Below are 12,166 nucleotides of genomic sequence, written 5' to 3' on the forward strand. Positions count from 1 at the left end.
TTTTGAGATGTACCTGTCAGGGTTCAAATACCGTGAGATAGCGGAAAGAACCGGTGTGAGTTTGGGAACCATAAAGAGCCGTATTTTTCACTGCCGGAAAAAACTGAAAGCTATATTGGCAGAATGAAACAAAACAAGAACTGAGATAGATGAAAAAAGATGAATATATAGGAATCCTTACTTCCGGAGGGGACGCTTCCGGAATGAATGCGGCAATCCGTGCCGTGACCCGTACCGCCATTTTCAACGGCTTCAAAGTCAAAGGAATTTACAGAGGGTACGAAGGCCTGATAGCGGGCGAGTCCAGGGAACTTACGACCGAGGATGTGAGCAGCATCATCCAGCGTGGGGGAACCATCCTGAAAACGGCACGTTCCGAAGCGTTCACCACCCCGGAAGGACGCAGAGAGGCATACGATACCATGAGGAAAGAAAAAATCGGGGCGCTGGTAGTCATCGGGGGCGACGGCTCACTGACTGGAGCCCGCATATTTGCCGAGGAATACCCTGTCACGTGCATAGGACTGCCCGGTACCATCGACAATGACCTGTACGGTACCGATTTTACAATCGGATATGATACGGCCCTGAACACCATTGTGGAGTGTGTGGACAAAATCCGGGATACAGCCACCTCGCACGACCGAATTTTCTTTGTCGAGGTGATGGGACGCGACGCCGGTTTCCTCGCCCAGAACAGCGCAATAGCCTCGGGAGCCGAGGCCGCCATTATTCCGGAAGACCGGACGGATGCGGATCAGCTGGAGACTTTTATCGGACGCGGATTCCGGAAGACCAAGAACAGCAGCATCGTCATCGTGACGGAAAGCCCGGGCAATAAGAATGGCGGAGCCATGCACTATGCCGACCGGGTAAAAAGGGAATACCCCGGATATGATGTCAGGGTCTCTATCCTGGGACATCTACAACGGGGAGGAGCGCCAAGTGCCAACGACCGCATATTGGCCAGCCGGCTGGGTGAGGCCGCCATACAGGCCCTGATGGAGGACCAGCACAATATCATGGTAGGCATACATAACAATGAGATTGTCTATGTTCCTTTTGACCAGGCTATCAAGAACGACAAGCCCATTGACAAAAACCTGATCCGTGTCCTTAACGAGTTGTCCATATAAAATGTTACTCCTATGTCGGAAGTTGCCCCTTTAATATCAGACCTTGCCACTATCTTGATTATAGCCGGTATCATAACCGTCATTTTCAAATGGCTGGGACAGCCGGTCATAGTGGGATATATTGTGGCCGGTATTATGGCAGGTCCTTCCATTTCCCTATTCCCGACTGTTTCCGACCAGGCCAATATCAAGATATGGGCGGATATCGGTGTTATTTTCCTCCTGTTCGCCATAGGACTGGATTTCTCGTTCAGAAAGCTGATAAGTGTGGGAGCCTCGGCCATATTCTCCACTGTTATCATCGTCTGCGGCATGATGTTCCTGGGATATACGGCAGGCAATGCGATGGGCTTCTCACACACGAGCTGTATCTTTCTGGGCGGAATGCTGTCCATGTCCTCCACCGCCATCGTATTCAAAGCATTCAGTGACATGGGGCTTCTCGATCAGAAATTTACCGGTATTGTCCTGGGGATACTAATCATTGAGGACGTGGTGGCGGTAATCATGATGGTGGTCCTCTCCACATTGGCTGTAGGCAAGCATTTTGAAGGCTTCGAAATGCTGGAGAGCATATTGAAACTTGCGGCCTTTCTTATTTTCTGGTCAGCATTGGGAATCTATCTGATTCCTACCCTTCTGAAAAGATTGAACCGCTTTATTAGCAATGAAATACTGTTGACAACCTCCCTGGGACTATGCCTGGGAATGGTGATGATAGCGACAAAGGCGGGATTCTCCGCCGCGCTGGGTGCGTTCGTCATGGGATCCCTGCTGGCAGAAACAGATAAAGCGGAAGAAATCGCACATATCGTGCAACCGGTAAAGGACCTGTTCGCCTCCGTTTTCTTCGTATCAGTGGGAATGATGATCGACCCTGCCATGATATGGGAATATGCCGTTCCTGTTTTTATCCTGACGGCACTGGTCCTATGCGGGCAGGTCCTGTTCGGGAGTTTCGGCGTGTTGCTTTCCGGACAACCGCTAAAGATTGCGATACAAGCCGGCTTTTCCCTGGCACAAGTGGGTGAGTTTGCGTTCATCATCGCTTCGTTAGGAATCAGTCTGAATGTAATGGACAAATACCTTTATCCGGTCATAGTGGCAGTATCGGTCATCACCACTTTCCTTACTCCTTATATGATAAGACTGTCGGATCCCGTCTACTGTTTTGCAGACAGGCACTTGCCACAATTCCTGAAAGATTACCTGACGCATTATTCTTCTGGAACAATGACCACAAGACATCAAGGCTCCTGGCACAAGCTCATCAGGTCCATGTTGGTATCCGTCACCCTTTATCTGGTGGTATGCCTGTTTTTCATAGCGCTGTTCTTCTCCTATGCGTATTCTCTGGTAATGGGACGTATTCCGGGGATGAAAGGAAGCCTGCTGAGCTTCGTTCTTGTCCTCCTTATCATATCCCCGTTTTTGTGCGCCATCATCATGAAGAAAAACAATTCCGTCGAATTCCGCAAACTTTGGGCGGACAACAGGTTCAACAGGGGGCTGCTGGTATCAATGATAGTGATCAAGGTGTTGATCTGTATCATTATCGTAATGGGTATCATCATCCGTCTTTTCAATGTCGCTTTGGGGTCAGGACTGATATTATCTTTCCTGATCATTGTCGTTATCTATTTTTCCAAGCGGATACGGAAACGATCGCTAAGTATGGAAAAACAGTTCCTCGAGAATTTCCAGGGTACAGCCGGGACATTTCCACAGGAAGAACCGGAAACAGGAGAAACCTCCACAGAAAAAAATCATGAACTATCAAATAAGTAAAATGTTATGGAATATTCAAGTTATCATGTAAACGTCCCACAATGGAGGGAGATTACAGTCGGTTCACACCTTCCGGCAGAATTGCGGAGATTTGCGGAGATGGCACATAATCTTTGGTGGACCTGGAACGAGGATGCGAAGAGTTTATATAGTGGTTTGAACCCGGAACTATGGGAAGAGGCGGAACAGAATCCGGTACTGTTTCTGGAACGGATGGATTATGAAGAGCTGGAGGCACTGACACATGACGGAAACTTCATGCGTAAGATGGAAAACGTATATTCCACTTTTAAGGCGTATCTTGATGTGGAGCCGGACCACAGCCGTCCGTCAGTTGCCTATTTCAGCATGGAATATGGTCTGGACAGGGTTCTTAAAATCTATTCCGGCGGTCTGGGCATATTGGCAGGTGACTATCTGAAGGAAGCTTCGGACAGTAACGTAGACCTCTGCGCTGTAGGGCTTTTATATCGTTATGGCTATTTTGACCAGGCTCTGGCGATGGACGGGCAGCAACAGGTTCATTATGACCCACAGAATTTCGGGCAGCTTCCGATAGAGAAAGTGATGCAGCCTGACGGGCGACAACTGGTAATCCATGTTCCCTATGCCGACAGTTTCACGGTCCATGCCAATGTATGGAAGGCCAATGTGGGACGTGTTTCCCTCTACCTGCTGGATACGGACAATGAACTGAACAGCGAGTTCGACCGTCCGATTACCCATCACCTGTATGGCGGTGACTGGGAAAACCGGCTCAAGCAGGAAATACTGCTCGGCATCGGAGGAATGATGACATTAAAAGTATTGGGCATCGAGAAAGATGTATATCACTGCAACGAGGGGCATGCCGCACTGATCAATATCCAGCGGTTATGCGACTATATATCCGAAGGCCTGGACTTCGGACAAGCCATGGAACTGGTTAGGGCTTCCTCGCTTTACACTGTGCATACACCTGTGCCTGCCGGCCATGACTATTTCGATGAGGGGCTTTTCAATAAATATATGAAAGGATATCCTGATAAGCTGGGCATTACGTGGGACGAGTTGATGAACCTCGGACGGCAAACTCCGGGCAACAAGGGAGAACGTTTCTGCATGTCGGTATTCGCCTGCAAAACCAGCCAGGCGGTAAACGGTGTCAGCAAGCTGCACAAGTCCGTTTCACAGCAGATGTTCGCGCCTCTCTGGAAAGGCTATTTCCCGGAAGAGAACCATGTGGGCTATGTGACGAATGGCGTACACTTTCCCACTTGGTGTACGGCGGAGTGGAAAAAGCTGTTTAAGGACAATTTCGATGAGAATTTCATGAACGACCAGTCCAATCAGGAAATATGGAAAGGCGTTTATAATATACCCGATGAAGAGATATGGAACATGCGGAAAAGGTTGAAAACCAAACTGATATCCTACATCAAGTGGAAATGCGGCCGGGACTGGCTCAAAAGCCAGGTTGACCCGGCATTGGGTGTCTCCATTTTCGAGAAGTTTAATCCGAATGCTCTTCTTGTCGGCTTCGGAAGGCGCTTTGCAACTTACAAAAGAGCTCATCTTTTGTTTACCGATTTGGATCGTCTGGCGCGGATTGTGAACAATCAGGAACATCCCATACAGTTTGTCTTTGCAGGAAAAGCCCATCCAAACGACACTGCCGGGCAAGGGCTCATCAAGCAGATTGTGGAGATATCCCGCCGTCCTGAATTCTTGGGTAAAATCATCTTCCTTGAGAATTATGACATGGACCTGGCACGGCATCTTATTTCTGGGGTTGACATCTGGATGAATACTCCCACCCGTCTTGCGGAGGCTTCCGGAACTTCCGGTGAGAAGGCTCTGATGAACGGCGTACTCAACTTCTCCGTGCTGGACGGTTGGTGGTACGAAGGCTACCGCAAGGAGGCGGGATGGGCCATCACCGACAAGGCCACCTATCAGGATGAACAGTACCAGAACCAACTGGATGCGGAAACAATTTATTTCCTGCTGGAACATAATATCCTGCCGTTATATTATGAACGGAAAGAAAAAGACTATCCGGAAACCTGGGTCAAGTACATCAAGAACTCGGTTGCGCAAATAGCTCCCCGCTTCACGATGAAAAGACAGCTGGATGACTACTATGACGGATTTTACAACAAGTTGTCGGAACACTTTCATGTTTTGGCGGCGGACAATTATGCAAAGGCGAAAACGCTTGCCGGCTGGAAGGCAGCTGTCGACAGCAGATGGAATGCCGTGGAAATCGTTTCCGTGAATGCGGGAAAAGGATTGGACGCCACGGTGGAGGCTGGTAAGGAATACGAGATGACGGTCGTCATTGACGAGAAAGGGCTGGACAACGCGATCGAATTGGAATCGGTCATTATACGGCATGAGGAGAATGAGGATCGCATCCATGAGGTCATTCCTTTTTCTTTGACATCCAAAGACGGAAACCTATACACTTTCAAGGCAATAACCAGAATGTTCAGCGCTGGAAGCTTCAAACAGGCATTCAGAATGTATCCCAACCATCCCCTGTTACCTCACCGGCAAGATTTTTGTTATGTACGATGGTTCTGAACGGACATGAATAAGCAAGAGTTACTGACAAATGGACGGTGTAAGAAGAAGGCGGACCGAGAAACCGTCTGGCCGGTTGTCATCATGGACTTCACCGGTGTGTATGCCCATGAGGTATTTGCACGGAACAATCAGTTCATTTGGCTAGACTGCCGTCACCTTTCTGGAACGAGAGGTTACTGTGACAAGGAGGGGATACGAAAATTGAAGCGGGTGATTGCCGGTTATCCAGCGGAAGGTATCCATTTCATTGATTCGGGCAATTATCATTACCTGACCAAATTATGGACAGACAAACTTCGAGTTCCGTTCTCTCTGATTGTATTCGACCATCACCCCGACATGCAGCCTCCCTTGTTCAAGGGCATGCTTTCTTGTGGGAGCTGAGTAAAAGACATGTTAGACTGGAATATGCTTTGCAAGAAAGTGGTGATAGTCGGTGCATCGGACAAACTGATACGCACCGTACCGGAAGAATACGGACAACGAGTCAGTTTTTATAGCGAAGCGACGTTAGCTCACGAGAAGGGCTGGCGCAATTTCTCCTCTGCGTATATTGAAGGACCGGTTTACTTGTCCATAGACAAGGATGTCCTGAACCCGGCATCCGCAGTAACAGACTGGGATCAAGGGTCTTTCAGCCTGCAGGAACTGGAGGAATTACTGGCAATTGTCCTTCGAAAGGAACGTGTAGTCGGCATTGATATCTGCGGGGAATGCTCCGCAACGCTTACTTTGTTTGAGGAGAGGCGGGAAGCCACCGTGGACAGCCGGGCGAACAAGGAGCTGCTCAAACTCATACAGTCATTCTCCTGTTTTTTATAAAGCTGTTGGATATTGTTAATTATATTATCACATAAACCATATTTTATTATTATGATGAAAACAATTGTTCGTAAAATCGGTCTGGTTGCACACGATGCAATGAAAAAGGACATGATAGAATGGGTTCTTTGGAACTCGGAACGTCTGATAGGGCATAAGTTCTATTGTACGGGAACCACCGGTACACTCATTAAAAAAGCGCTCGAAGAGAAACATCCTGAAACAGAATGGGATATCACGATTCTGAAATCCGGTCCTTTAGGTGGTGACCAGCAAATGGGCTCACGTATTGTGGAAGGAGAGATTGATTATTTGTTCTTTTTCACGGATCCGATGACATTGCAGCCACATGACACGGATGTAAAGGCACTGACCCGGCTGGCGGGAGTTGAAAATATAGTTTTCTGTTGTAACCGTTCGACAGCGGACCATATTATTTCCAGTCCTTTGTTTCTTGACCCGACCTACAAACGGATTCATCCAGACTATACCAATTATACACAACGCTTTGAAAACAAAGAAATTGTATCGGAAGCAGTAGAACGGGTGAAGAAACGGATGAGCCGAAATGAAAACAATATGATCGAATGAGAATGTAATGTCCAATAAAGGGGATGTGATATGTTTCAGTCATAAAAAGCAGGTTCCTATCCTTTCTGTGAGTATAAAAAAAGATTAAAAGATCAACTGTGTGATAGCAAACTTGCGAGGTATCCTCAAATGGTTTGAAACAGTAATAAACTTTTATCATAAGTTTCTATTATTCCCTTTTATATGAGCGAACACGCCTTTTTGTAGGATTCCAATATAAGAATGAAGACTTCCATGTGGTTGAAACTTAAAATCCTTTTAGGATATGTCATACTGCTTCTCCTGCTCGTCCTGACCATTCATATCTTCCGCAAGGAACAGACGAGGCGGAACAGCCTGCGACAGGATGAGCATGAACTGGCCTGTATCCGGCATCTGGCCGGAGAAACATACGCGGGCTTGCTGGGACTGGCCACTTACGGTGAAACAGCCAGCGTCTGGGATGAAAGCGACCTTGGACTCTACCACACAAAAAAAGACAGTGTCTGTAACATGTTGCAGACACTGAAAAGGTATGTGAAGTCTCCCGAACAACAGTCGCGCATAGATTCGTTATGCCTGCTGCTGGAAAGAAAGGAACTGTTGTTAGACACGGTCATGGACACGTTCGGGCGTCTGCGCAAGACCGGCGAGATCGTGAACAGCAAGATTCCGGCAATCGTGTCCCATATCCAGCAGGCGGATGTCCTTCCTGCCGAGAAAAAGAAGGAGGAGGAAACTCCGAAGAAGGGTTTCTGGTCATTCATCAGGCCCGGGAGGAAAAAATCGGCCTATCTGCAGCAGAAGGAACAGCTGGAACGCCAGCGACAGTCCATTGGTAAACATCAGGGTACCACATCTGTCACGAGCATGCTGCACTCCCTTGACAGGGAGGTGACCGACATGCAGAAAGCCGAACGGGAAAGGCTGCTGGAACAGATGGACCTCCTGTACAGTAACAACACGGACCTGAACCACAGGCTACACCGGATTGTCAGGGACTTTGAGGCGGATGCTGGAATACGGCTTGATGAGCGTTACAGGCAATTCATTTCCACACGCGACCGCTCGTTCCATACGGTCTCTCTGCTGGCTGTCCTCATCTCGTTGCTGACCGTCCTCCTGTATCTTATCATCCACCGGGATCTGAACAGGATAAACCAGTATCAGCGTCAGCTGGAAGCCTCCAATCGTGAGAACACGGAGCTCCTACAATCCAGAAAACGCATGATGCTCACCATCGCTCATGACCTTCGTGCGCCACTGGCTACTATCAAAGGATGCGCCGAACTGCTCCCCGGGGAAGAAAAGAAGAGCCGCAAGGACGAGTATGCGGAAAATATACTCCATTCTTCCGATTACATGATCGGGCTGGTCAATACGCTGATCGGATTCTACCTGCTGGATACCGGCAGGAACAAACCCATCCTTTCGATTTTCCGGCTGGAGACCCTTTTCAGCGAAACAGCCCGGAACTACGGTTCGCTGGCCAAAAAGAAAAAGCTGCGGCTGACAACCGCCTTTTCCGGTCTGGATGTGGTAGTAAGCGGTGACCGTTCCCAGCTCCAGCAAATCCTGAACAATCTGCTTTCCAACGCCATTAAATTCACCCGGCAAGGTGAAATCCGCCTGCAAGCGGAATACCGGAATAAAGAATTGCATTTCTCGGTACAGGACACCGGTACCGGGATGACGGAGGAAGAAACAACCCGGATATTCACAGCTTTTGAGCGGTTGGACAATGCCCGTAATGTTCCCGGTTTCGGATTGGGGCTGGCCATTGCAAGCAGGCTGGTCTCCGGGATGCAGGGAAGCCTTACCGTAAAAAGCAAACCGGGTGAAGGCAGCACGTTTACCGCATTCCTGCCACTCCTTGAGGCGGATGAATCCACCCAGATGGATGAGACACGCATCGCTACTGATTATCATCTGGATGGAATCAACGTACTGGTCATTGATGACGACCGGATGCAACTGAACATTACCAAAGAGATGTTTAACCGTAACGGAGTGCGGTGCGACTGCTGCCAGACCAGCCGTGAACTGGTTACCCGGCTACGGTCACAAAGATATGACCTGCTGCTGACGGATATACAGATGCCTGAAACGGACGGCTACGGAATACTTGAACTGCTCCGGGCATCCAATATGGAGAACGCAAAGACAATCCCCGTCATAGCGGTAACGGCACGGGTGGATGATGACAACGAGTATCTGTCGGGCGGCTTTTCGGGCTGCATCCATAAACCATTCTCTATGGAAGAACTGATAAATACAGTGGCACAAGTGATAGGAGAAAAAGACAGAAAGGAGTATGCTCCCGATTTCTCACTCATCCTTTCAGGAGAGGACAACAGGGAGGAAATGCTCGCCCTGTTTATCGAAGAGAGCCGGAAAGACCTTGCCGCATTAACCGCTGCCTTAGACCGACAAGACAAGGAGGCCGCCGCCTCCATCCTGCATAAGAACCTGCCCCTATGGGAAACCGTCCGTCTGGATTTCCCCTTGTCTCATTTACGGGAACTGGTGACAGAACCTGCGACAGAGTGGACCAATAGACAATCCATGGAAATGCGGGACATCATCCGGGCAGTGGAAAAACTGATAGTATACGCTGAAAAATACGGGAGGAAAGCCTATGAAAACAATCCTGATTATTGAAGATGATATTGTGTTCAGCCGTAGCATCAGCAACTGGCTGGTGAAAAAAGGGATGAAAACCGAATGCGTGGCAACCCTTGCGAATGCCCGTAAAGCCATCGGGCAAAAGGAGTTCGACCTAATACTGGCAGACCTGCGCCTGCCGGACGGAAATAGCACCTCGCTCCTGAAATGGATGAATGAGAAGTACTACTCTATCCCTTTTCTGATCATGACCAACTACGGACAGGTGGAGAATGCGGTGACAACCATGCAACTGGGAGCCATCAACTACCTGTGTAAGCCTGTGCAGCCAGACAATCTCCTGGCTCTGATAACGGAGATACTGGATAAAAACGATAACGAACAGGAGTTCTACCGAGGTGAAAGCCCCAAAGCCCATGAGATGTACCGTCTGATAGAGATGATTGCCTGTGCCGACATCTCCGTTCTGCTCCGTGGGGCTTCCGGCACCGGGAAGGAGCACATTGCAGCCGAGATACATGCCCGGAGCCATCGGAAGAACAAGCCGTATCTGGCTATCGACTGCGGGGCCATTTCCGATGAGCTTGCCGCCTCCGAGTTTTTCGGTCATCAGAAGGGAGCCTTTACCGGTGCGGAAAGCGACAAGGTCGGATTGTTCCGTGCCGTTAACGGAGGGACATTGTTTCTGGACGAGATAGGCAACCTTTCCTATAAGACACAGATGCTCCTGCTCAGGGCCTTGCAAGAGAAACGCTGCAAGCCGGTAGGTTCCACGAAAGAATACTCTTTTGATATCCGGCTGGTTGCCGCCACCAATGAGAATCTGGAAAAAGCCATCGGAGAAGGACGCTTCCGGGAAGACCTGTTCCACCGGCTCAATGAGTTCACTCTGCGGATTCCTACACTGGCAGAATGCCGGGAAGACATCCTTCCTCTGGCTTATTTTTTCTTGAAACTCACTTGCGCCAAGGCCCATAAATCGTTTCGTGGCTTTGACCGGCTGGCAGAGGCGGCACTGCTGGAATATCCCTGGCCGGGGAATATCCGTGAACTGAAGAATGTAATAGGTCGAGCCGTACTCATCTGCCAAGAGCAATGGATTTCCGTTTCAGACCTGAACCTTGAAATCTCCCTTCCTAAAGAAGAAGAAACGCAGTGGACGGAAGAAGAAAAAGAAAAGGCGTTGCTTCTCCAGACCCTTGAAAAGACGGGTGACAACCGTTCCAAGGCGGCCCGGTTGCTCAATGTCAGCCGGACTACCCTGTATGAGAAACTAAGGAAATACCATATCATCGACTGACCGGAGGATAACCCGAAGCAAATGAGGTTTACAAAAGTGTAAGCCGTCCTAACATTCTTGTCAAGGACGGCTTACACTTTTTATTTACACCCGTTTCTATATGAAATTTGTTTATTGTTGATTGTCAGTATTTTAAAAAGGTATAGAGCTTTAAACGATAGCAGAGGCATTTCATTTGGCTTACTCCGGTATAAACAAATCAAATGTATGCCGTATGAAACCATTTACAGAATGCCGTATATTCAATTATTTATCTCTGGCTTCAAGCCCAAAACAGACAGTTTCCGATGAAGAATTCTCTTCCTCCTATACCGAATATGAACAATACCTTTACGACCTCGCCATCGAATCGGTTTCCGTATCGGAAAGGCTGCGCCATCTGCTTCACAGCAAGGTAGAACTGATTTCCCTAAAGAAGTTATTCACCCGAACAGGACATTTCCACACGGCAGTAGCCGAATTCTATCTGGACAAATGCCTCCTGCTGGTGGAGGCGGAAATAGAGCTGGTCAATTTTGGTGTACAGTACCCCGGAACCATCACGACACCTTCCTCGTTTCTTTCATCGCTCCATTGGAAAGGTTCGCTGGTCAACCTGATGGAACTGATCTCCTCGCTGGATTACAGCGGGCTGATTACGGACGAAAGCGGCAAACGCCTCTCTTTCGCCGGTATCGTTTCCGCTTTTGAGAAACTCTTCAATGTTGCCATTCCCAAACCATATGACCTGCGTGCCGACCTTGCCCGGCGCAAAAAGAACTATTCCGTCCTGCTGCCCAAACTAAAGGAAACCTTTGAAAAGAACATCGCGGCTTGCGGAAACGGGAAGTGAACAGGGGTATTTTTACCCCCTGTCACAAATAGTCATCTCTTGTCATTTGTAGTCACTTTCCGATTTTAGGTTCGTATCAAAATTATCACTTATTTTGCTGCCGGATAAATAAAACCTGAAAAGATATGGCTAAAATCAATAGTACACGCAAACCCGGACGGGCTGACACTTCGAGCAAATGAAGAGGCGGACGGAATCCCAAAGAGGAATCAGAACTTCATTCTTATTATTACGGATTCCGTCTGGACGAACTCCAGAACATCGAGTTTGAGAGGCTCTTTGAGAATTCGGGAGCTAATAATAAATCCCAGTTCATCCTTGCCGCCCTTTTCGACAAACCGATGAAAGTCGTGAAAATAGATAAGGCGGCAACGGACTACTACATCAAGCTGACCAACCTGCAGAGCGAATACCGCCGGATCGGAGTAAACTATAACCAGGCAGTCAAAGCTCTGCATACCGGACTATCCGAAAAGAAGGCTCTTGCCATGCTCTATAAATTGGAGCAACTGACTATTGAACTAA

Annotated in this window: 9 protein-coding genes and 1 pseudogene; all 10 read left to right on the top strand. The window is 48.6% G+C overall.

Annotated features, from left to right (window positions below):
- The first annotated feature begins 7 nt into the window (after window positions 1–7).
- A complete protein-coding gene (locus BSCG_RS28595) occupies window positions 8–127 on the top strand; it encodes a sigma factor-like helix-turn-helix DNA-binding protein (RefSeq protein ID WP_008775193.1) in 120 nt (39 codons plus the stop codon).
- A gap of 22 nt (window positions 128–149) precedes the next feature.
- Window positions 150–1,136 (top strand): 6-phosphofructokinase, encoded by a 987-nt coding sequence (pfkA, locus tag BSCG_RS21125; protein ID WP_004308113.1) that lies wholly within the window; start codon window positions 150–152, stop codon window positions 1,134–1,136.
- A gap of 12 nt (window positions 1,137–1,148) precedes the next feature.
- Window positions 1,149–2,924: a cation:proton antiporter gene (locus tag BSCG_RS21120; RefSeq protein ID WP_008775194.1), complete on the top strand. Its 1,776-nt coding sequence runs from the start codon at window positions 1,149–1,151 to the stop codon at window positions 2,922–2,924.
- Between the two features lie 6 nt (window positions 2,925–2,930).
- On the top strand, window positions 2,931–5,489 hold the full coding sequence (gene glgP / locus BSCG_RS21115) for an alpha-glucan family phosphorylase (protein ID WP_008775195.1): 2,559 nt from the start codon (window positions 2,931–2,933) through the stop codon (window positions 5,487–5,489).
- Between the two features lie 6 nt (window positions 5,490–5,495).
- Window positions 5,496–6,314, top strand: a pseudogene (locus BSCG_RS21110) (arginase family protein).
- Window positions 6,315–6,368: 54 nt separating this feature from the next.
- Window positions 6,369–6,905 (top strand): methylglyoxal synthase, encoded by a 537-nt coding sequence (locus BSCG_RS21105; protein ID WP_008775197.1) that lies wholly within the window; start codon window positions 6,369–6,371, stop codon window positions 6,903–6,905.
- Between the two features lie 234 nt (window positions 6,906–7,139).
- Window positions 7,140–9,545 carry an ATP-binding protein gene (locus tag BSCG_RS21100; protein WP_004312905.1) on the top strand — a complete coding sequence of 802 codons (2,406 nt, stop codon included), beginning with the start codon at window positions 7,140–7,142 and terminating at the stop codon, window positions 9,543–9,545.
- Window positions 9,523–10,809, top strand: a complete 1,287-nt coding sequence (locus BSCG_RS21095; RefSeq protein WP_004308106.1) for a sigma-54-dependent transcriptional regulator — start codon at window positions 9,523–9,525, stop codon at window positions 10,807–10,809. Before BSCG_RS21100 ends, BSCG_RS21095 begins: the two co-directional genes overlap by 23 nt.
- Window positions 10,810–11,023: 214 nt before the next feature.
- On the top strand, window positions 11,024–11,641 hold the full coding sequence (locus BSCG_RS21090; RefSeq protein ID WP_004308105.1) for an RteC domain-containing protein: 618 nt from the start codon (window positions 11,024–11,026) through the stop codon (window positions 11,639–11,641).
- Between the two features lie 242 nt (window positions 11,642–11,883).
- The coding region (locus tag BSCG_RS0127300) for a hypothetical protein (protein ID WP_241762147.1) at window positions 11,884–12,166 on the top strand (283 nt) is incomplete at its 3' end.

Source organism: Bacteroides sp. 2_2_4, assembly GCF_000157055.1.
In the GTDB taxonomy this organism is placed as follows: domain Bacteria; phylum Bacteroidota; class Bacteroidia; order Bacteroidales; family Bacteroidaceae; genus Bacteroides; species Bacteroides ovatus.